The organism is Paenibacillus sp. CAU 1782 (assembly GCF_054551715.1).
Map to the genome: position 1 here is coordinate 1,171,828 of NZ_JBTOLL010000001.1, position 20,556 is coordinate 1,192,383.

The following is a 20,556-nucleotide window of genomic DNA, read 5'->3' on the forward strand; positions in this document are numbered from 1 at the left end:
TCTTTAAGCGCCTGGCGCAAACTTTCTCTCTGACGTTCCACTTCTCCTAATACCCTCCCCCTACAGTTTTCCGGAAAATACGACTGCGGCCGGTCCCGTCATATAGACATGGTTATCCTCTTCGTTCCATTCGATAAACAAGTCTCCGCCCTTCAGCGATACCGTCGATTTGCGATCCGATACGCCAGTCAGCACGGATGCAACCAATGTCGCGCAAGCCCCGGTGCCGCAAGCCAGCGTCGGGCCCGCTCCGCGCTCCCATACCCGCATGTCGGCCTGAGAACGGGAGTTAACCGTTACAAACTCTACATTGATCCGGCGGGGAAACATGGGATGTGTCTCCAGCTTGGGTCCCCACGCTTCCAGATCAAAGCTTGTCGCGTCGTCAACATAGATGACGCAGTGCGGATTGCCCATGGATACAGCCGTAAAATGGAACGTTGTTCCATCCACTTCAATCGGGTGATTAACTACCGGGTCTGCATCTACGGTAGTAGGAACCTGCAGGCCATTCAGCACCGGCTGTCCCATATCGACGCGAACAGTTTGAACTTTTCCGTTTTCAACTGTCAAGTCTACCTTCTGCACGCCGGCTCCCAGCGTTTTTATTGTAATTTCCGTTTTGTCGGTCATACCATTGTCATAAACATATTTGGCGACGCAGCGGATAGCGTTGCCGCATTGCTCGGCTTCCGAACCGTCGGAATTGATGATTCGCATGGCAAAGTCCGAATTGTCGGAAGGCAAAATATAAACCAAACCGTCCGCTCCGATGCCGAAGAAGCGATTGCATAGATCAAGCGCCAGCTCCGATGCGTTCTCTGGAAGCTGACGCTCTCCTGCCACTACAATAAAGTCATTGCCCAAACCATGCATTTTTGTAAAATTCATTACGTTCCCTCTCCTTCAGCGATTGCCAAGCAAGTCTGCACGCCCGCCTTCAGACTTATCCAACGTGCATCTCGCCTCTCTATTATTCCTACTAGCATACCTTAAAGAAGGAAGAAACGCTATTCACAATTTGCATCAACATTTGCATTAAAAACCGGGAGGCTGGCACAATGCCGCCCCCCGGCTGCATGTGAACGCCCGGCGCTTGATTTCCAGCTTTATCTCGGAAACCGGTGTTTTTAGTTTAGCGGGAAGCAGCCTGGGGACCCAGAGGCCATTTGGCGTTTTTCCCTTTGCCCGGTTTGCCCAGAACGCTTCCGATGCCCATAACGAAGGATGGAATACCGGCGGCTACAAATACCAGACACCATTCCCGGAAGCCAATCGGCACCGTTTTGAAGATAGGCTGAAGCGCATCGATGTACAATACCCCCAGCATCAGCAGCAGCGACGACAAGACCGCCAGAACCAAATATTTATTTTGGAACGGATTGCGGTGGAAAATAGATCTGGAGCTGCGGCAATCGAACACATGGATCAGCTGCGCCATTACCAGCGTGGCAAATGCCACCGTTTGCGCCGTCATCAGCCCCTGCGAACCAGATCCAACCTCTTTTAGCGTGATCCAGAACGCGCCTAGCGTACATATGCCGATCAATATGCCTCGGCTAATGATTTTCCAGCCAAGCCGCCTGGCGAAAATATTTTCTTTGGCCTGCCGCGGCTTCTGCTGCATGAGATCCTTTTCTGCCTGGTCTACGCCAAGCGCCATCGCGGGAAGGCCGTCCGTGACCAGATTGACCCACAGGATCTGAATCGGGACAAGGGGCAGCGGCAGTCCCGCCATCATGGCCAGGAACATCACCATAATTTCGCCGACATTGGAAGCCAAAAGATAGCGGATAAACTTGCGTATATTTTCATAGATGCCGCGCCCCTCTTCGATCGCCGCCGCAATCGTAGAGAAATTGTCGTCGCCCAATATGAGCGATGAAGCTTCCTTGGATACATCCGTACCCGTGATGCCCATGGCAATCCCGATATCCGCCGCCTTGATTGCCGGCGCGTCATTGACGCCGTCGCCGGTCATTGCCACGACATGGCCCCTGCGCTGAAGCGCTTTGACGATGCGAAGCTTATGCTCCGGCGAAACTCTCGCATAGACGTATACGTTGTCGACCACGCGATCAAGCTCATCATCGTTTAACGCCTGAAGCTGCTTGCCGCTCATTGCAACGCCGCCGCGGGGAATGATGCCGAGTTGTGCCGCTATAGCTTCCGCCGTCAACTGATGGTCTCCGGTAATCATGACGGTTTTGATGCCCGCTCTGCGGCAAGTGGTGATCGCCTCCTTCACTTCCCGTCTCGGCGGATCGATCATCCCGGTCAAGCCGACAAAAACGAGACCGTTTTCCGCATCGCTTTCCGTTTCGCAGCGTTCGCTTGATTTAAGCTCGCGATAAGCAAAACCCAACACCCGGAGCGCCGATTGCGCCATCCCTTCCCCCGCCTCGGCGCATTTGCGCTTGAGCGTCGAGGTAAACGGAGTAACCTTGCCGTCCCACAGCACATACGAGCATAGCTCCATCAAGGAATCCGGCGCCCCCTTGGTGCAAACCAGCCGGCCTCCCTGATGCTCCAAAATAACCGACATCCGCTTGCGCTCGGAATCAAACGGAAATTCCTTAACCCGGGTATACAGCTTTTCCAGCGTCCTGGCGGAGGAGCCCAGCTTCTCTGCCAGGACGGCAAGCGCCCCTTCGGTAGGATCGCCGTTTAGGCTCCATTCCGGCGCGGATTCCCTGCCTTTGCGTTTTTTCGAATCCTCCTGCTCGCTTCGCACCAGTCTTGCGTTATTGCATAACGCCCCGATCTGCAGCAGCCGCTTTAACGGCTGCTCTCCCTTGGTGTCCAGCGCTTTTCCGTCTTCAAAAATGCCTCCGGAAGGCTCGTACCCTTCCCCCGTTACTTGCAGGCTGCGGCCGCCGAGCCATACGGCGGTCACGGTCATTTTGTTCTGGGTCAAGGTCCCTGTTTTGTCAGAGCAAATGACCGAAGCGCAGCCCAAGGTTTCCACGGAGGGCAGCCTTCGCACAATCGCCTTGCGCTTGATCATCCGCTGCACGCCAAGCGCAAGCGCAATGGTGACAATCGCGGGCAACCCCTCTGGAATGGCCGCCACGGCAAGGCTGACGCCCGCCAGAAACATGCCGTAAGCCGGCTGTCCATGCAAAATCCCGGCAACGACCACCATGATGGTCAGTCCAATAGCCACGGCTATCAATATTTTGCCAAGCTGCTCCAGGCGATGCTGAAGCGGCGTTTCCATACTGACCGCGTCTTGAATCATCTCTGCGATTTTGCCCATTTCCGTTGACATGCCTGTACGCACGACAACCCCCTTGGCCGTGCCCCGCGTCAGCATCGTGCCCATAAAGCCGATATTGCGCTGGTCGCCAAGCGGCAAATCCGCTTCTTGAATCGCCTCTGTATATTTGCCTACGGGAACCGACTCTCCCGTTAGCGCCGACTCTTCGACGTAGCAGCTGTTGCTTTCAACAAAGCGGATATCCGCCGGAATACGGTCGCCGCTTTCCAGATAGACGATATCCCCTGCTACCAGCTCCCGTGCCGCGATGCTGCGCAGCTCGCCATCGCGGAATACTTTGGCGGACGGAGCCGAAAGCTCCTTGAGGGCCCGGAGAGAGCGCTCCGCGCGGAATTCCTGAGCGAAGCCTAACACGGCATTAATGACGATGATAGCGATAATCGTGATGGCGTCCAAATATTCGCCAAGCAGGCCGGAAATAAGCGTTGCTCCCATCAGAATCAGCACCATAAAATCTTTAAACTGATTCAGAAACAATACGAGAGGAGATATTTTCTTCCCTTCCGACAGCTCATTATGTCCTTGCTTGGCCAGCAGGTCCGAGGCTTGCCCTATTTCCAGCCCCTTATCCAGCGAGCTTCCCAGCGCTTCGGACAACTCCTCCGCGCTTAGTTGATGCCACTTTTTTTGCTCCATGATCCCTTTCCCTCCCGTAGGTTGCCTGTTACGGTGACATTCCCAAATTAAATAGTTTGAAAATTTGTTCCTAAAATGAAAGTTCAAAAAGTTCGGTTTCCAGTGCCGAGAAGATGGAATGAAGCTAGAAATAGAGGACCGGAGCGTAGTGGAAGCTACGTGAGGACCTCCAATGTTTCTGGAGGAAACATCCTTCGTAAGCATGCGCTTGTTTCGACTGAATTCCATATCGGGCGCCGACCATGCCGCCAAGCATGACCCGCAATGGAAGCGGACTTTTTGAACAACCTATAAGGAAATGTATTCGGACAGCCTATAAAATATCCCAGCGGCACTTAAGTTTTTGTCCGTAATATGGCATGATAGAGTCATACTGCAAGAAGAAAGGAAATAAGCAACATGTCACTGGACGGTATTGTTACGGCCGCAATCGTACACGAGCTTCAGCGCTGCGTAGGCGCGCGCATTCATAAAATTCACCAGCCGACAAATCACGAGCTGGTTCTGAGCATTCGGGGAGGCGGCTTCGGAGGCAAGCTGCTGCTGTCCGCAAACCCTACATATCCCCGCGTTCACTTTACAAATGCGGCTTACAGCAACCCGCTGGAAGCCCCTATGTTCTGCATGCTGCTCCGCAAGCATTGCGAAGGCGGTGTTATTACGGCCGTTTCCCAGGTGGGACGAGAGCGGATTATCCATATAGGGATCAGACATCGGGACGAGCTCGGCGATACTTCGCACAAAACCATCATCGTGGAAATTATGGGCAGGCACAGCAATATTATTTTGACGGACAGCGGCTCCGGTACCATTCATGACGGTATTCATCACGTTACGCCTGCAATCAGCAGCCATCGCATTATTTTGCCGGGAAGTATGTATACTCCGCCGCCGCATCAAGGGAAAACGGATCCGCTTGCCGTTGACAGCGAGTCCTCCCTTCATGACAGCTTGAACGCGATAGAAGACGGAGAGGTTCCGATGCACAAGGCGCTTGTGGATGTCTTCAGCGGCATAAGCCCGCTCCTGGCGAAGGAAATTGTGCACCGCGCATCGGAGAGCGATGGGCAGCCGGAGCATTCCTCCCTATGGCGCAGCTTCAACGGCTTGATGGAGCAGGCAAGAACCCATCAGTTCACGCCAGTCATTGCCACGCAGCGCGGGAGCGGAAAAGCGTTTTTCTCCATCACGGAGCTGACCCATATTGGCGATTCGGACGTCAAAACATTTCAAACGGCTAGCGAGTGTCTGGAGGATTTCTACGGGGACAAAGCGGAACGCGATACGGTCAAGCAGCGCGCTGCGGATCTGATCCGATTCGTCCAGAATGAACGCGCCAAAAACGTTCTCAAAATCAAAAAGCTGCAGGACACGCTGCAAGAAGCGAGGGACGCAGAGAAATACCGCGTGCTGGGCGAACTGCTGACGGCTTATATGCACAGCATCAATCGTGGCGACAGCGAAGTTACCGTGGTCAACTTTTACGATGAAAACGGAGCGGAAGTAACGATCGCCCTGGACCCGCAGCTGTCGCCTTCGGAAAACGCGCAGAAATATTTCCGCCGTTACACCAAACACCGCAACAGCATTTCCGTCGTCAACGAACAGATGGATATGGCGAATAGTGAAATTCTCTATTTTGAAAACTTGCTGCAGCAATTGGAAAATGCCTCTCTCGGCGATATTGAAGAAATGCGGGACGAGCTGGTCCAGCAAGGCTATATGAGAGAGCGCCACAAGCGCGGCCCGAAACGCAAAAAGGCGAGCAAACCTTCTCTTTTATGCTATACATCTTCGGAGGGCATTCCCGTTTATGTCGGCAAAAACAATACCCAAAACGAATATTTGACTAACCGCCTTGCTTCCGCTTCCGATACGTGGCTGCATACCAAAGATATTCCCGGCTCCCACGTCGTCATTCGGGGCAACAGCTTCGGCGATGCGACTCTGGAGGAGGCCGCCATGCTGGCAGCCCACTACAGCCAAGCCAAAGCATCCAGCATGGTGCCCGTGGATTATACCCAGGTCAGGCATGTTCGCAAGCCAAACGGAGCAAAACCCGGTTTTGTTATTTACGACAATCAAAAAACCCTCTTTATTACGCCTGACGAAAGCCGATTGAAAGGCCTTGCTTCCGAAATCAAGGCGTAATGCTCCTTCTCGAAAACACAAAAAGGGATGATGCCGATACCTGCGGTCAGGTAATGGGCATCATCCCTTTTTTGAGATCAGGTAGCAGCAGGCTGGCGACGGCGTGCATGCAGCTCGTCAACCCTGCTTAAAGGTACGTTCGTGCTCCCCAATGCGCCATGATAGCTTTGGTCGCCGCGCAAACCGTGAAAATCGGAGCCCCCGGTCATCAGCACACCGCAGCGTTTGGCCATTGCCGAATATCGTTCTTCTTCCTGAGGGCCGTGATCGGAATGAAAAACTTCAAGACCGTCCGCGCTGCTGCGGCAAAGCTCCTCCACCAAATCATCCGCGCCGTAAAGACCAGGATGGGCAATAACGGCAACTCCTCCCGCTTCCTTGATCCACCCGATCGCCTCCATCGGATGCACTCGCGATTGGGAGACATAAGCAGCAGCTCCTTCCGCCAAATATTGACGGAAAGCCTCCTCCATATCGGCGGCAAAACCTTTATCGATCAGCGCTTGCGCAATATGGGGCCGCCCTATAGTCAGCGTGGACAAAGCGTCCAGCCCAACCCCGGCTCTCCTCATCGCTGCAGCATGCACATCTTCCATTTGCACTTCCAGACCCAAATGCCGCAATTTTTTCAAAATCTCTTCGTTGCGCTGGGAACGGCCGCCTCTAAGCCGTTTAAGTCTGGACAGCCATTGGTCGTTGCCGTTATCCGTGAAGTAGCCTAACACATGGACATCCTGTCCTTCGGCATTTGTACTCAGCTCTACGCCAGGTACAATTTGAATCCCCAGCTTTTTGCCTGCTTCCTGCGCTTCGGAAACCCCGGCTATCGTATCATGATCCGTTATTGCGATTGCGGCCAATCCAGCTTTCGCCGCCATAGCCACAACCTCCGAAGGAGAGTGCAAGCCATCGGACGCCGTTGTGTGGGTATGCAAATCCGCGAGTTCGATTATAGCCATTGTTGTAGATCCCTCTCTCTCAAAAAGGTTAGGAAGGTAACGGCGGAAATAGGCAAAAGCGCAGAATTCAAATAAATGGAGTAAAATTGACGCTTGAACGAGGTGTCGCTTAGTTCGATAATTTTGATCAAGCCCAGCGCAACTTCATGTTTGACAGAGGAGGAGGACAAGATGGAAATGCCCAACCCCGCTTCGACCGCCGATTTAACCGCACCGGTACTGCCAAGCTCCATCCCGATTTTCATGGAGGCGGGATTCATGCCTCTGCGAACAAGCTCCTCCTCCATCACCTGCCGGGTGCCGGAACCCTTTTCCCGCAAAACAAAAACATGCTCCAGCGCCTCTTCAAGCGTAGCTTTGCCGATTGACGCGAGCGGGTGACTGCTTGCGGCGACAAGAACCAGTTCATCGTTCATCACTGCTTCCATATGCATATCGGGATGGCTGACCGGAGCCTCCACCAATCCGAAGTTGAGCTGATGATTCAGAATTTCGTCCAAAATTTGCGTCGTATTCATAACTTTCATGCTGATCGTAATATGAGGATATTCCTGACCGAACGGCCCCAATAATCTGGGCATAATATATTCCCCGATCGTAAGACTTGAGCCTAGCAGCAGCTTGCCCTTAAGCTGGCGCGTAAAAGCCGACATCGCCTGATCCGTGTCGCGAATCAACTCGATGCTGCTTTTGGCATAAGGCATTAATGCCAGACCGGCTTCAGTCAAATCGATGCGTTTTGTTGATCGGTGCAGCAGCTTTGTCCCAAAATAATCCTCCAGGGATTGAACCTGCATCGTCACCGCAGGCTGAGTCATATGCAAAGCTTGAGCGGCCGCCGAGAAGCTGCCGCGTTCCGCTACGGTATAAAAGATGTGCAGCTGATGGAAGTTAAGTGCCATAAGGTCCAATCCGTCCTTTCTTCTTGCTGTTATTATACTACAATGCAGCCAAGCAATTGTACACAAAACGACAGAAAGCGCCATCCCGCAAGGAGGCGCTTTGTTAAATATCGTGAAGCTTTGCTCTGCATTGCTATATTCAATTATTAGGATTTATTTCCGCTTGCGGCTATTTTTGACCAGTGTCATGCGGCGAGAATGGCGCAGCCAGGAATAATAGGATTTAAGGTCTCTAAGCTCGATCGTTTCCGACATCCGCCCAAGAAACGTAACCACGATCATTTTTTGCAGAGGGTTGCCCAGCAAGTCCAGATCATTGGGAGCATCGGCAAATTCGGCGACAAACACCAAATCGCCGTCAATCAGATAGACATCTTCTTCGTTTCGATAATAGGATTCAACCCTTCCTTTTTTCAAACACTCCCATAAAAATTCGGCAATGTCGTCGTATCCGGTATTGGCGCTTTCCACGCGGTCCAGCCAGCGGGTCTGAGCATGGTTCGTAATGATAATGTCGGATATTTTTTTCTCACCTAGCTCTACATAAAAAGATTCATATGTATTCCATCTTCTAGTCATTTTATCCTTCATATCGTCCCGCTCTCCTCCCACAGAACCAGTTCTTTGTGCCTATATATCTAATGTTTATTTTACCATGTCCGTCCGATATTTCAACAATAAAATAAACGGAAGACATTTATGTAAATAATTGTAATTCATTGCAAATAAATAACGCTTCTGCGCGAGATTAACGGGCGCAAAAGCGTTATTTTGCTTCTATTGAAACGCTTGGGCTAGAGCGTGTCTTCACATTCGCTCAAGGGCGTCTGTCACGGCTTTTTCGCCCCCTGCGGAGTTCGAAGGCACATCCTACAAGCTGTAGAATCTGGTTTTATCTTCGCTGTCTTTGGTGTATTCCGTCTTCAACTCGCTGCGATAGGAACGCTCAACCTTACGCACAAAGGAAAGCCGCGACATTTGCTTGACTGCTTCCTCCGCCCGGTCGGCATTCATGTACAACACTACATAATGAAGCTTTCTGGACATATAGTGAACATTCCCGAAACGCTCCAGGGATCGTGCTGCCTTCAAATCGCTAACCCATATAATAAAGCCTGTCCGATCCGGCAACATGCCTTCTTCCCCCTTACAGAAATTATCCGCAGCCGCCGCTTCCGCAGCCGCACGAACCGCCGCTTCCGCAACCGCCCCCGCCTTTTTCATTTCCGGGGACTTTGATGGTATACGATACCGATTCAGCGATAATCGTCGCCATTTCATGCAGCATGTCGTCTACCGCCGACTCCGCCAGCTTGAAGCGCCGAACCTCTTCCAGCTCGCCCAGCGCGTTTTCCGCTTCTTTCAGCTTGCCGCGCGCTTCGTGGAAGTCGGGATGAAATCGGCCAAAACGCTCGCAATCCGCAAATTGCTCCTTGGCTTTTAGAAATGCGATCTGCAGCTTTTTGGCTTCCGCACTTTCGTTTACTGCTTTCTTCCAGTATGCATATTCGGCTACTTCAGCCGATAAATTGACCATATCGCCCAGCTCGTAAGCTCTGAGCAGCAATGACGCCATATCCAGTGAAGCATAGGCGTCAACTCCTGTTAGATGTGCAGCCGAGTCTCTATATTCGGCAACCGCCATTGATCCACCTCTTTCCTATAGCTTGCTACTACATTATCACATAACAAACTATTAGCCAATAGATGAAGGGGAAGTTCGGCATCGCGCAGCATTACCGATTCCCGCTTATTGCTGTGCCCGATGGAAGCACCAGTCTGATTTCATCCCATTTCTCCGGGCCAAAGGCACGATTTTCCAATTTGCAATCACCGTAAAACTTGCCGGTTACCGACCACAGATTCCCCCGTTGCTCCGTCGCTTCGGGGATAAACAAGACGCGAACTCCGTCCATAGACAATTCCACAGCCGTTTCCAGAGAAATCGCTGTTGTTATAAGTTCCCTGCAGGTGGAATGGTGATAAGATCGCCGATGCTTCATCCACATCGCTGGTACGGAAGCAATTTGCTCTCTAAACCGATCCAATCGGAATGGAGACTTCTGATCGTGATCCAATTGAATCTGATCCCATTGATTTTGGCTTAGCGGTTGTGCCCCGTCCAGAAAACGTCGTTGTGAAACCATGCCGGTTTGCGACGTCGGTTCTTCAGCCGTGGGGACTGACTTGTTTCGAGCTTGAAAGCCAGCTGGTCGACCCCCTTTTTGCTCCCAGCTTTGACACCACTGCTGCAGCATGCTTTCCACAGATTCCGGAAGACTTTGTTGGCCGCTTAACCTAGTCAAAATCAACCCAATTTCTTCTATTAACGCTCCGTTGTCCAGATTCCAATGGAGGCGGTTTTCTGACAAACGGTAAAGCGTAAACAGATCATCGCTGATCCGATCCGCTATTTCCTCCAGCCTCCAACGAACACCGCCGCTTGTATGCGGTCCTACAAGAAGCTCGCCGTCGGGTTGTACGATCACTTCATTCTCCACCACATCGCTGAAGGATCGCCAACGAAACACGGGCTCTGTGCCTTCGCCCTCCACATAACCGCACTCCAGCCATCCGCATGCAAAAAAAAGCTTCAGCCAGTTTTGGGCGGAGTAATCACGGGATGGACTTTCCTCCCAAACCCCGTCATCCGGGACTCCATTCTCCGTAAGATCGTCAATATGCAAATCTTGAGCCCGATGCCACTCTCCATCGGGCAGCCAAAGCATCTTCGCTCCGTAATGCGCAGCTGGGCCGGCTGCGGCAAAAATCAAGTCGCACAGCCAGTCCCTAAGCTCCATTTCCCTTGCCCCATCGCTTTGCTCCAGCCATTTTTCAAGACCTTGCTCGTTAACGCGAACACCCTTGCCTGCATCAACAAGCAAGTTGAGCCTCGAAGCCGCCTCAAGCAATAGAGCAACGCCTGTGGAGCAACGCTCCTCCCCTTTCGCCCAAAAACCAAACCGCTCAAGAACATCAGCCGGGATCGGGAAGGCCCTCTCCAGCTTGTCGCTCATTTTTTTGGATAAGATTCCCTTGGCCGTAAAAGCAGTTGAAGATTCCCGGCGCAGCTGGGACAAGCAATAAATCAATGCTCTGCCCAATGGCAGCGGCCCGCCGATGCCCTGCCCCGTGTTCAATGGAGCTGCGGGAAATACGCCATCGCTGCATGGAGCAACCGGTAGAGTGTCTGGCAAACCAGCCAACAAAGCGGCATAAAGATCAGACGGCACAAAAACGAATCGTTCGCCCCAGGTTTTGCGCAACGCATACATAAACCCTCTCCGCTCAAGCCTATCCAGCGCCAGCCTGCATTCTGCTCCCGTTAGTGCCGTTCGTCTCCGGAGAACAGACACAAGCGTCTCTTCCTCTATGGGTGATGCGCCATGAAGGCTTACATGCAGTCGCAGCACCCGAAGCTCGGCAGCGTTTAAACCTTCCAAGGGTATGCCTGAAGCAGCCAGCTCCAGTACGCCTCGCCCGCCGTTTGTGCGGAAAGCGCCGTTTGCAGATTCACAATGCCAAAAGCATGCCGGGTCAAGCAAACGCTCCTCGGCCAGCTGATCCGCCACTTCCTTCAGCCTCATCGTGTCATCTCCCCGGCGCGTGAGACATTGTCGATTTCCGCTTGCTCGGCCGTCCGTTCATAAACATAACCTTGCTCCATCATAAACAGCTGGCGTTTAAGCGCAAACTGGGTTTCTTTTGTCCCCTCCGTAACGATGCTGTAAAACCAGGCTTTATTGCTTCCCGCCTTCGGCCGCAGAAGCCTGCCAATCCGCTGAGCTTCCTCCTGTCTGGAGCCAAAGCTGCCCGACATTTGGATCGCGACGGCGGCATCGGGCAAGTCAATCGCCAGATTGGCCACTTTGGATACGATAAGCACCGAAATATCGCCTCTTTTGAAACGGCTGTACAATTCTGCTCTTTCCTGAGGAGGCACTTCGCCGGTCAAAATCGGCGCGTTCAGACTTTTTGCAATTTCATGAAGCTGCTTCAGGTATTGGCCGATGACCAAGGCGGGTTTGCCCTCATGCTGACGCAAAAGCCGTTTCACGACATGAAGCTTGTTTTGGTTTTCGGCGGCAATCCGAAGCTGGCCCCTGCCCCCGGCCGCCTGGTAAGTCTCACGCTGCGACGGATGAAGCGGAACCGTAATTTCCTTGCAGCTGACCGTCGAGATATAACCTCCCGCTTCCGCATCCTTCCACGCCATATCGTAAAGCTTGGGTCCGATCAGGGAATAAACGTCTTCGGCGCAACCGTCCTCGCGAATCAGCGTTGCCGTAAGACCCAGCCGCCTTGTCGCTTGAATGGAAGCCGTCATTCGGAATACGGGAGCTGGCAACAAATGAACCTCATCGTAGATGACAAGTCCCCAATCCCGTTTAGTCAGCAGCTCCATGTGACGATATTCATCACCCGCGGTCGCGCGTCTCGTCAATAAGTTATAGGTAGCGATTGTGACTGGCGCAACCTCGCGCTGCTTGCCGCTGTATATCCCGATTGAGGAAATATCAAGCGTCGTTTTGTCCAGAAGCTCGTCCCTCCACTGGAGCGCCGCGCTGTGGCTGGAGGCCAGAATCAGCGCCGCCGCTCCGACGCCGGCGAGAGCCGCTAACCCAACGACCGTTTTGCCCGTGCCGCAGGGCAATACAGCAACCCCGCTTCCGCTTTGCACCGCTCCATCCTGCAAGAAACGGTCCACGGCGGCAGCCTGGTAGGGCCGCAAACCAAACGCCCTGCCCCGGAGCGTCTGGCGCCGCAATCCAATATCAAGCGCCTCCCCGTCATGATATCCGGCATAATCCAGCACGGGATAACCAAGTCTCGTAAGCTCCTGCTTGACAAGTCCGCGGCAGTGGCCTTGAAGCAGCCATTCCCCTTCGCCGTTTTTGTCCTTGATCCAGGCGGCCACTTGCCGCTGTCGAGCTAATTGCGACAGTAGCTCCGCGTCCCCGCCAAGCACCAGCTCACCCTCCTTCAGTTCAAGTCTCAGCTTGCCAAAACGCTGCCCCCAGCCCCGTAGCGCCGCAGCAGCAGTAAGGGGCAGTCCGTAACGCGCATGGCGCTCCAGACCATCCAGCAGGGTTTTCCAGGAAACGCCGGCGCTCATGGCGTTCCACAATGCAAGCGGCGTAAGCCTGTAGGTATGCATGCTGCCTACCGTTTTGACAACTTCGCCAAACATCAGCAGCAGTTCCCTCGCTTCGCCCGCCGTTTCTATTTGCTCATCCAGAAGTACGGTCATATCGGATTGAACGATCAATGCGCCTTTGCCGGTTGTCATAGTCAGCTACCCTCTTTTCGATATTCTTTCATCAGTATGAAGGGTTTTGCCGCATTTTATCCCTAGTCATGGCAGGCCCGATTATTTGCCGGATTGCCGTACTGTATAGTAAGATTAAAAAATGGAGACTTCATTTCATTTTTTGCTGGAGGCATTTGAACCATGAGAAAGCTTATTTTCATTATAGGAACGATGTTGTCTCTCCTGCTCGCCAGCTGTGCCGCTTCCAACTCCCCGGCAGCGCCAACGGTGAAAAGCGATACCTGGTATCCCGTTTCCGGCTACGTCGACGGCGATACATTCAAAATAGACACGGGTTCCGGACATGCCACCATTCGTATGTTATATATTGATACGCCCGAAACTAAAAAAGCCAATACACCGGTCGAACCCTTTGGACCGGAAGCCTCGCAGCTAACCGCCCAACTGCTGGAAGACTCCGTCGAAGTCCGCTTGTCCTTTGATAAAGAAATCAAGGACCGGTTTAATCGGACGCTGGCAATTGTCGAGCTGAAGGATGGCGGCATTCTGAACGAGCTACTACTGCAGGAAGGCCTTGCCAAAGTGATGATTATCGAACCAAATACCAAAATGGAAAACGTATATAAACAATTGGAGCAGGAAGCCAAACAAAACAAGCTGGGCATCTGGAGCACGGGCACCGAAACCAGCCAAAGCGACCTGCCGGTGCGCAAGGCTCAGCAGATCGGCATCGAGCTTGAGGTGGACAAACAAGCGGAAATCGTTACGATAACCAACACCACTCCGCAATCCATTGATCTGGACGGCTGGAAGCTGATTAGCGTTCGGGGCAATCAGACCTATACCTTTGAACCTTATGTGCTTAACGCCAAAGAAAGCCTCATCCTGGCTTCTGGCGAAGACGCTGTCGCCAAAGAAGGCGTGTTGTTATGGGAAGTCAACAATGTCTGGAATAATAACGAATCCGATCCTGCGGAATTGTATAATGACAAAAATGAGCTTGTAGCGCTATGGGAAGACGAATGATCCTTCGTCTTCCGCGCTGCAAGCTCATTTTTCACGTTCCGTTTAATCAGCATGCTCTGCCGCATAGTTCTCCGCCATTGCAATCATCAGCTCCGCCGCTTTCAGCATCGCCCGCTCGTCAAAGTCGAACTTGGGATGATGATGGGAATACACCGCTTCGCATTCCGGGTTTCCGGCGCCTACAAACATAAAGCATCCCGGCTTCTGCAGCAGATAATAGGAAAAGTCCTCGGCGACCGTAAGCGGCTCCGTCTCCGCCACGTTGCCTTCACCAAAAACAGCTCCCGCCACCTCGAAATAACGCCCTGCTTCTGCTTCGTCATTCACAACGGGCGGATATCCGATGCGCATGTCGTATTGATAGGCGGCTCCGTGCATTTCGCACGTATGCCGGATGATGTCCTCCAGCCGTTGCCTTGCAAGCTGGCGCGTTTCCTCTTCAAAGGAGCGAACCGTTCCTTTGAGGATACATTTCTCAGCAATTACATTTGTGGTGGTCCCCGCCTGGAAAGATCCAAACGTCACGACCACAGGCTGAGTAGGGCTCACATTGCGGCTTACAATCGTCTGCGCTGCCTGCACAAGCGCCGAGCCGATCATAACTGTGTCCGTTGTTTGATGCGGCATTCCGCCATGTCCGCCACGGCCCACGATTTCCAGAACAAATTCATCAGCCGCGCTCATCAAAGCGCCGGCTCTGGAAAAGGAGGAGCCATAGGCCAGCGGTGTCCACAAGTGGACGCCATAGATCACATCGACGCCTTCAAGGACTCCGTCGCGTATCATCTGAATCGCCCCGCCGGGCGTAACCTCCTCAGCGGGCTGAAACAGCAGCCTGCGCTCCCCTTGCAACGAGCTTTTATGTTCTTCATAGAATTCGGCTATGGCCAATAACGCCGCCGTATGTCCGTCGTGACCGCATGCATGCATCACTCCAGGCACCCGGGATGCATAAGCACAGTTTTTTTCATCCTGAATCGGCAATGCGTCCATATCCGCGCGCAGCGCTACGACTGGGCCTGGCAACTCCCCTTTAATTGAAACGACCAGACCGTTGCCGCCGATCCCCTCCGAAACGCTGCAGCCCAGTTCTTTCAGCCGGTCGCTGATCCAAGCTGCCGTCCGCTTCTCCTGAAAGGAGATCTCCGGATATTGATGCATATGTCGACGCCAGGCGACCATTTTGTCGTAATTCCCTGGGAGCCATTCCTTCGCCAGACTGTCCAGCTTCATCTCCGCAACCTCCCTTTAAAGTGCTTTCGTTTTCCTTATCCTGTACAACCACTTGAAGCCGCACTTCCGGCGCTTGCTTCCTCTAATGACAAGTTTACCAGCATTGAAGCCAATAACTCCATCCTTTTTTCATTTTCTATATACAAAGTTGAATGATTTGTTGAGAAAACCTCTATCGTGCCCAATATGCATTTGAGACTCTGGATATGCCGACTAAGGCTTGCGCTGACTGGGGAAACATACTATCATGGGTAAAGAATGCACAACATATGATTGATGAATTTGGGAGGAACTGAGATGATCATTGAAAACTCCGGGCTGAATGGCCTTCAGAGTGAGCTTGCGCATTTGGATGACGAGGCGGAAAAGGCCGGTTTTGTTCGTTGGCAATGGGAATATTACCGCGCTACATACGACTTGAAGCTGGTTGAACGGGCTAGCGGAAACGAATATTTCCTTCGTATTAATACGCGCGCGGTGGAAGGCAAGCTGGAATCTCCCCATGCCGTGCTTGCTATCGAAGCCGTTTACATTGGCCGCGCCACCTTCCCGCACGGCATGGAATACGAATCCCCGGTTCCGCAGCATATTTTGGACACGGCTGAGCAACGGCTCGCTCAATTGAAGAAAGCGTTAGATTAGAGACACTCCATGAAAGCGACAGAAAAAGGCAGCCGGGGAAGGCCTGACTTTTTGCTCCTCATCATGACACTTCTGATGGTTGGATTTGGTCTGGTGATGGTCTTCAGTGCCAGCTCCGGCATTGCTGTAGTAGATCCCAAGTTTCAAAATGATGCGTTATATTTTACAAAGCGGCAGCTTGCCTTTGCGGTATTAGGCATTTTCTTAATGCTGTGGGTGATGAATATCCGCTATCAGGCCTTTAAAAAAGGTTATATTCTATTTTTTATCCCCGTTGTCATCATGCTGATTTTGGTTCCGATCGTCAGCGAACCTCTTCATGGCGCGCGAAGCTGGTTTCGGATCGGTTCTTTTGGCATCCAGCCGACGGAACCCGCCAAGTTGGCGCTTATCCTTTATATGGGAGCTCTAATTGCCAAAAAGGGAGAGAAATTCCGCGACTTCAAGCGCGGCTTGCTTCCTGTCATCATCATTGTCGGCTTTATATGCGGCCTCATCATGCTGCAGCCCGACCTTGGCTCCTGTCTGGTCCTCGCGACCTGCGCTATTGTAATGATCGTTGCAAGCGGAGCCAATCTAAAGCAGGTATTTGCCGTTGGCGCCATTGGAGGCGTCGTTCTGGCGCTTTTGGTCAGCATCTCCATGGCTGTCAACCCGGATGCCTGGGTATACCGGATTAAACGGTTTACCTCCTTCATGGATCCCGAAGGCAATGCACAGGATGGCGCTTTTCAAATTATCTCGTCGTTGCAGGCGTTAAGCCATGGCGGATTAACAGGCGCGGGTTTTGGGGAAAGCGTGCAAAAGCTTCATTATTTGAAATTTGCTTATAATGATTTCATTTTTGCAGTGATTGCGGAGGAATTTGGGTTTATCGGCAGTACGATTTTCCTGCTATTCTATCTGTTTTTTCTCTGGCGCGGATTGATTGTTGCCCTCAGATGTCCCGATCTGTACGGTACGGTCGTAGGAATCGGGATCGTTGCGCTGCTCGCGGTACAAGCCTTCATCAATATTGGAGGCGTTACATCCACCATACCGCTTACAGGCGTCACATTGCCGTTTATAAGCTATGGCGGCTCCTCTCTACTGTTTTGTTTGCTCGGCATGGGGATTCTGCTCAGCATCTCCAGGGAATCCAACCGGATTGAACCCGCTGGCAACAAGCGCAAAACAAGAGCTTAACACTATCACGGCCGGCTAACCGCTCTGTTCATGCAAAACGGCGCTCCCAGACAACAGGGAGCGCCGTTTTTGCTTTACTTATTATTTCAGCCGTTGCTGCGGCTCTTCAACTTCTTCTTCCTTGAAAGCAACGCCTTCTACCTTTACGTTAACTTCCACAACCTGCAAACCTGTCATATTTTCCACGGATTCGCGTACATTAAGCTGCAATTGGCGACAAACTTCCTGAATCGGAATGCCATAATGAACAATAATTCGCAAATCGATGGCGGCTTCCAGCTGTCCGACTTCGACCGAAACGCCCTTCTGCACGTTTTTGCCGCTAAGCCGTTTTGCCAAACCTTCTGATATGCCGCCCGACATGGCGGCAATACCCGGCGTTTCGAGTGCTGCAAGTCCCGCTATGGTAGCTACTACATCGTCGGAAATTCGGATAATGCCTGTTTGAAGTTCTTCGGTCATGTCATTCACTCCTCGTTTTTGCCATATATGTTCATTGTAATAGAACGGAAGGCTCGAAGCAAGGCGAATAAGCTCCCCTTACGCCGGTTCCGAGACAAAAAAAAAGCAGACTCCGAGGAGTCTACCCTTTGCGTTCCATAGCTTCATATAACACAGCAAGATTGCGTTCCAGCTTGCTGACAATGTCCTTGCCCGCTAGCTCGCCGATCAGACCGGCGCGAGTAGCAAAGTCGACTTGACGGGACAAGCCGTACATCTGCGTGTCCAACACCTCTTCATACAGCGGACAATGACGAGTCGTCAAGTTTTCCATCTGTACTTCAATCAGCTTCTCTATCTTACTCGCGTCTTCCTGAAGAAGACGAAGCGCTTTTTCATGCAGAACATCTGTGATTTCCGGTGCAGTCATACTTCTCCCCCCTGTGCGCGTACCCGCCAGCATCTATATCCTTTATATTAGACGAAAACGAATGAATACACAAGGACAAAACAAATGAGCGCCTCTCCCTTGAAGGAGGAAGCACTCATTTAACGGGATGCAGACTTATTCAGCAACGATATTTACGTTCAAATTGTGTTTAGCGAACACTTCTGCCATTGCTTTTTTGGCTTCATCTGCATCCGGTCCATGTACATGCAGCTCGTAATCATGGCCTCCCACCAGGGTTGTGAACAATCCTAAAATGCTCTTTACATCGATATATTTGCTTTCGGCTTGAAGAACGATGGAAGATGTGAATTTGCCGGCTGTTTGAGAAATTTCTACGATAGCTGCGTTATTGGACATGGGAGATCCCTCCAGTTAGATTAGTAAAGCTTACCTTTCCATCATGATAACTCGAAACCACCTATCCATCAATAGGTTTTGCGAAATTAAACGCTTCATTTTCAATTATTTCAAGTTATCGGGGTTTAGCCCTTCCAATTCAGGAATAACAAAAATGCCGTCTTTGCGAATCAGCACATCGTCAAAATAGATTTCGCCGCCGCCATATTCCGGACGCTGGATCAACACCAGATCCCAATGCACCGCGGAACGATTTCCGTTATCGGTTTCCTCGTAAGCCTGACCCGGCGTAAAATGCAGGCTTCCGGCGATTTTTTCATCAAACAACGTGTCATTCATGGGATGAAGAATATGCGGGTGGAAGCCGATGGCAAATTCGCCGATAAAACGCGCGCCGTCATCCGTATCCAAAATTTCGTTCAGGCGGGCAGTGTCATTGCTTTCCGCTTTGACGATTTTGCCGTCCTTGAACGTAAACGTGATGTTCTGGAACGTCACGCCGGAATATACGCTAGGCGTATTGTACGAAATGATTCCTTGTACGGAATCCCGCACCGGAGCCGAATACACCTCTCCGTCAGGGATGTTGCGATGGCCGGAGCATTTTTTGGAGCCGATGCCCTTAATGGAAAACGACAGGTCCGTGCCCGGAGCTACAATGCGTACCCGATCTGTGCGGTCCATCAGATTTTTGAGCGGCTCCATAGCCTGTTCCATTTTGGCATAATCCAGATTGCAGACGTCAAAATAGAAGTTTTCGAAGGCATCGGTGCTCATTTGCGCCAATTGCGCCATCGACGGGCTCGGGTAACGAAGCACAACCCATTTTGTATGCTTAACGCGTTGTTCCATATGTACGGGCGTATTGTAGATCAGATTGTACAGCTTCATCTTTTCTTCCGGCACGTCGGACAGTTCGTTCACATTGTCTCCCGATCTTACCGCGATGTAACCTTGCATCTTTTTCATCCGCTCCAGATCCTGCTTTGCCCAAAGCTCAAGGCTTTCCTTGGTGGAATGGGTCAGCAGCGTGCGAAGCATGGAACGGTCCATCGAGTCAAGAAACGGATTGCCGCCTCTCTTAGCCACTTCTTCAATCAGGCATTTTGCTAATTCTCTTTCGTTTCCGATCATATGAATCAGTACATTCTCGCCCGGTTGGACATTAATTGAATATTGCACCAGGTTGCGGGCAAGTGTCTGCAAACGCGGATCTCTCATGGATTATCTGCTCCTTCATGGTTGGAAATAACTTGAACTCCCTAACATCCTACCACGATTCCTCCTCCAATGCACTTTAGTCGCGCGCAGTTCTCAAAAATGCTGAAACCGGATCGACGTGTAACGCGTCTCCTCCATAGGAACGCCGTTCCGTTTATATACAAACTCCGTGTTTTCCACGATTTTTAGCGGAAGCAGCTTTATCCGGTGGATGCCGATATCGTAGACAGAGGTAGCGGTTAAGGTCGCCAACATTCCTTCAAGCTCCTCGTTCGCCTGCTGCAGCGTCTGCTCTTTTAAGGAAGCCGTGTCACGGCTTGCGGCTGTCAAATCAGTCCCCTTCAGATCTGCCATCCCTGCTCTGAGATGCTGACGCCAACGCTCTGTCGTTTCATTCGGTTTTTCTTTTACTTTAAGCCAAACGATATCTTCTGCAGGAAACTCTCCGTCTCCCTGTCCTGAACTATCAATCGCAACGCCGTCATTGCTGCGGTTTAATCGGTCAAGCACGTCTGCCGGATTACCATATAGCGTATGCTGTCCCTGAGCTTGCAGCGTCAGCTGGCGATGATCGACGACTTTGCCTTCAAAGGTCTGCGGCTTATACATGACCCCTTCATTCATTCCCATTGTAAGCGAACCCGCAAAAGAAAACTCATCCAACGCAGCAAGTCCCGAATAAGAAAGACTCAGCCATTCCTGCGGCGTTCTGCGCTCGGCCATTCCCGCACATCCCCAAAGAATTAACGCAATCATAAGAGCCAGGCTTAGCATTCCCCAGCGCAGTTTTCTACTTTTGA

Annotated in this window: 19 protein-coding genes; 4 read left to right on the forward strand and 15 right to left on the reverse strand. The window is 51.8% G+C overall.

Annotation, left to right across the window (positions count from 1 at the left end):
- Positions 1-60: 60 nt before the first annotated feature.
- Together dapF and ACX93W_RS05865 are read right to left on the reverse strand one after the other, a co-directional pair.
- Positions 61-891 carry a diaminopimelate epimerase gene (gene dapF, locus ACX93W_RS05860; RefSeq protein ID WP_459391363.1) on the reverse strand — a complete coding sequence of 277 codons (831 nt, stop codon included), beginning with the start codon at positions 889-891 and terminating at the stop codon, positions 61-63.
- A gap of 244 nt (positions 892-1,135) precedes the next feature.
- Positions 1,136-3,916 (reverse strand): calcium-translocating P-type ATPase, SERCA-type, encoded by a 2,781-nt coding sequence (locus tag ACX93W_RS05865; protein WP_459391364.1) that lies wholly within the window; start codon positions 3,914-3,916, stop codon positions 1,136-1,138.
- A gap of 399 nt (positions 3,917-4,315) precedes the next feature.
- Between ACX93W_RS05865 and ACX93W_RS05870 the strand changes: the two genes are divergently transcribed.
- Positions 4,316-6,067, forward strand: coding sequence for an Rqc2 family fibronectin-binding protein (locus tag ACX93W_RS05870; protein ID WP_459391365.1), 1,752 nt, complete (start codon positions 4,316-4,318; stop codon positions 6,065-6,067).
- A 77-nt stretch (positions 6,068-6,144) separates the two neighbouring features.
- On the opposite strand, the gene ACX93W_RS05875 is transcribed toward ACX93W_RS05870, so the two are convergent.
- The 7 genes from ACX93W_RS05875 to ACX93W_RS05905 all read right to left on the reverse strand — a co-directional run bounded on the left by ACX93W_RS05875 (position 6,145) and on the right by ACX93W_RS05905 (position 13,218).
- Positions 6,145-7,026, reverse strand: a complete 882-nt coding sequence (locus tag ACX93W_RS05875) for a PHP domain-containing protein (RefSeq protein ID WP_459391366.1) — start codon at positions 7,024-7,026, stop codon at positions 6,145-6,147.
- A complete protein-coding gene (locus ACX93W_RS05880; RefSeq protein ID WP_459391367.1) occupies positions 7,017-7,928 on the reverse strand; it encodes a selenium metabolism-associated LysR family transcriptional regulator in 912 nt (303 codons plus the stop codon). The genes ACX93W_RS05875 and ACX93W_RS05880 overlap by 10 nt, the downstream gene beginning before the upstream one ends.
- A gap of 153 nt (positions 7,929-8,081) precedes the next feature.
- Positions 8,082-8,519 (reverse strand): hypothetical protein, encoded by a 438-nt coding sequence (locus ACX93W_RS05885; RefSeq protein ID WP_459391368.1) that lies wholly within the window; start codon positions 8,517-8,519, stop codon positions 8,082-8,084.
- A gap of 279 nt (positions 8,520-8,798) precedes the next feature.
- Positions 8,799-9,062 (reverse strand): YlbG family protein, encoded by a 264-nt coding sequence (locus ACX93W_RS05890; RefSeq protein WP_459391369.1) that lies wholly within the window; start codon positions 9,060-9,062, stop codon positions 8,799-8,801.
- Between the two features lie 22 nt (positions 9,063-9,084).
- A complete protein-coding gene (locus ACX93W_RS05895; RefSeq protein ID WP_459391370.1) occupies positions 9,085-9,573 on the reverse strand; it encodes a YlbF family regulator in 489 nt (162 codons plus the stop codon).
- Positions 9,574-9,664: 91 nt separating this feature from the next.
- Positions 9,665-11,515 (reverse strand): hypothetical protein, encoded by a 1,851-nt coding sequence (locus ACX93W_RS05900; RefSeq protein ID WP_459391371.1) that lies wholly within the window; start codon positions 11,513-11,515, stop codon positions 9,665-9,667.
- Positions 11,512-13,218 carry a DNA repair helicase XPB gene (locus tag ACX93W_RS05905; protein ID WP_459391372.1) on the reverse strand — a complete coding sequence of 569 codons (1,707 nt, stop codon included), beginning with the start codon at positions 13,216-13,218 and terminating at the stop codon, positions 11,512-11,514. The genes ACX93W_RS05900 and ACX93W_RS05905 overlap by 4 nt, the downstream gene beginning before the upstream one ends.
- A 162-nt stretch (positions 13,219-13,380) precedes the next feature.
- On the opposite strand from ACX93W_RS05905, the gene ACX93W_RS05910 reads away from it, so the two are divergent.
- A complete protein-coding gene (locus ACX93W_RS05910) occupies positions 13,381-14,226 on the forward strand; it encodes a thermonuclease family protein (RefSeq protein WP_459391373.1) in 846 nt (281 codons plus the stop codon).
- 42 nt (positions 14,227-14,268) lie between these two features.
- On the opposite strand, the gene ACX93W_RS05915 is transcribed toward ACX93W_RS05910, so the two are convergent.
- On the reverse strand, positions 14,269-15,459 hold the full coding sequence (locus ACX93W_RS05915; RefSeq protein ID WP_459391374.1) for an amidohydrolase: 1,191 nt from the start codon (positions 15,457-15,459) through the stop codon (positions 14,269-14,271).
- A gap of 297 nt (positions 15,460-15,756) precedes the next feature.
- On the opposite strand from ACX93W_RS05915, the gene ACX93W_RS05920 reads away from it, so the two are divergent.
- Together ACX93W_RS05920 and ftsW are read left to right on the forward strand one after the other, a co-directional pair.
- The gene (locus tag ACX93W_RS05920) at positions 15,757-16,101 is read left to right on the forward strand and encodes a YugN family protein (RefSeq protein ID WP_459391375.1); all 345 of its coding nucleotides are present in this window, start codon (positions 15,757-15,759) and stop codon (positions 16,099-16,101) included.
- A gap of 9 nt (positions 16,102-16,110) precedes the next feature.
- On the forward strand, positions 16,111-17,286 hold the full coding sequence (gene ftsW, locus ACX93W_RS05925) for a putative lipid II flippase FtsW (RefSeq protein ID WP_459391376.1): 1,176 nt from the start codon (positions 16,111-16,113) through the stop codon (positions 17,284-17,286).
- A gap of 81 nt (positions 17,287-17,367) precedes the next feature.
- On the opposite strand, the gene ACX93W_RS05930 is transcribed toward ftsW, so the two are convergent.
- From ACX93W_RS05930 to ACX93W_RS05950, 5 genes are all read right to left on the reverse strand, one after another.
- Positions 17,368-17,748, reverse strand: coding sequence for an Asp23/Gls24 family envelope stress response protein (locus tag ACX93W_RS05930; protein WP_459391377.1), 381 nt, complete (start codon positions 17,746-17,748; stop codon positions 17,368-17,370).
- Positions 17,749-17,869: 121 nt separating this feature from the next.
- Positions 17,870-18,157 carry a DUF1507 family protein gene (locus tag ACX93W_RS05935; protein WP_459391378.1) on the reverse strand — a complete coding sequence of 96 codons (288 nt, stop codon included), beginning with the start codon at positions 18,155-18,157 and terminating at the stop codon, positions 17,870-17,872.
- A gap of 135 nt (positions 18,158-18,292) precedes the next feature.
- Positions 18,293-18,535 (reverse strand): HPr family phosphocarrier protein, encoded by a 243-nt coding sequence (locus ACX93W_RS05940; RefSeq protein ID WP_068684041.1) that lies wholly within the window; start codon positions 18,533-18,535, stop codon positions 18,293-18,295.
- A 105-nt stretch (positions 18,536-18,640) separates the two neighbouring features.
- Positions 18,641-19,756 (reverse strand): aminopeptidase, encoded by a 1,116-nt coding sequence (locus ACX93W_RS05945; RefSeq protein ID WP_459391379.1) that lies wholly within the window; start codon positions 19,754-19,756, stop codon positions 18,641-18,643.
- 93 nt (positions 19,757-19,849) lie between these two features.
- Positions 19,850-20,479 (reverse strand): hypothetical protein, encoded by a 630-nt coding sequence (locus tag ACX93W_RS05950; protein WP_459391380.1) that lies wholly within the window; start codon positions 20,477-20,479, stop codon positions 19,850-19,852.
- Between the last annotated feature and the right edge of the window lie 77 nt (positions 20,480-20,556).

Coding starts and splice junctions, on each gene's coding strand:
- ACX93W_RS05920 (WP_459391375.1), top strand. CDS start 15,757: ATGATCATTGAAAACTCCGGGCTGAATGGCCTTCAGAGTGAGCTTGCG.
- ACX93W_RS05890 (WP_459391369.1), bottom strand. CDS start 9,062: ATGTTGCCGGATCGGACAGGCTTTATTATATGGGTTAGCGATTTGAAG.
- ftsW (WP_459391376.1), top strand. CDS start 16,111: ATGAAAGCGACAGAAAAAGGCAGCCGGGGAAGGCCTGACTTTTTGCTC.
- ACX93W_RS05935 (WP_459391378.1), bottom strand. CDS start 18,157: ATGACTGCACCGGAAATCACAGATGTTCTGCATGAAAAAGCGCTTCGT.
- ACX93W_RS05910 (WP_459391373.1), top strand. CDS start 13,381: ATGAGAAAGCTTATTTTCATTATAGGAACGATGTTGTCTCTCCTGCTC.
- ACX93W_RS05900 (WP_459391371.1), bottom strand. CDS start 11,515: ATGAGGCTGAAGGAAGTGGCGGATCAGCTGGCCGAGGAGCGTTTGCTT.
- ACX93W_RS05940 (WP_068684041.1), bottom strand. CDS start 18,535: ATGTCCAATAACGCAGCTATCGTAGAAATTTCTCAAACAGCCGGCAAA.
- ACX93W_RS05945 (WP_459391379.1), bottom strand. CDS start 19,756: ATGAGAGATCCGCGTTTGCAGACACTTGCCCGCAACCTGGTGCAATAT.
- ACX93W_RS05915 (WP_459391374.1), bottom strand. CDS start 15,459: ATGAAGCTGGACAGTCTGGCGAAGGAATGGCTCCCAGGGAATTACGAC.
- ACX93W_RS05950 (WP_459391380.1), bottom strand. CDS start 20,479: ATGGCCGAGCGCAGAACGCCGCAGGAATGGCTGAGTCTTTCTTATTCG.
- ACX93W_RS05895 (WP_459391370.1), bottom strand. CDS start 9,573: ATGGCGGTTGCCGAATATAGAGACTCGGCTGCACATCTAACAGGAGTT.
- ACX93W_RS05885 (WP_459391368.1), bottom strand. CDS start 8,519: ATGAAGGATAAAATGACTAGAAGATGGAATACATATGAATCTTTTTAT.
- ACX93W_RS05880 (WP_459391367.1), bottom strand. CDS start 7,928: ATGGCACTTAACTTCCATCAGCTGCACATCTTTTATACCGTAGCGGAA.
- ACX93W_RS05875 (WP_459391366.1), bottom strand. CDS start 7,026: ATGGCTATAATCGAACTCGCGGATTTGCATACCCACACAACGGCGTCC.
- ACX93W_RS05930 (WP_459391377.1), bottom strand. CDS start 17,748: ATGACCGAAGAACTTCAAACAGGCATTATCCGAATTTCCGACGATGTA.
- ACX93W_RS05865 (WP_459391364.1), bottom strand. CDS start 3,916: ATGGAGCAAAAAAAGTGGCATCAACTAAGCGCGGAGGAGTTGTCCGAA.
- ACX93W_RS05905 (WP_459391372.1), bottom strand. CDS start 13,218: ATGACAACCGGCAAAGGCGCATTGATCGTTCAATCCGATATGACCGTA.
- ACX93W_RS05870 (WP_459391365.1), top strand. CDS start 4,316: ATGTCACTGGACGGTATTGTTACGGCCGCAATCGTACACGAGCTTCAG.
- dapF (WP_459391363.1), bottom strand. CDS start 891: ATGAATTTTACAAAAATGCATGGTTTGGGCAATGACTTTATTGTAGTG.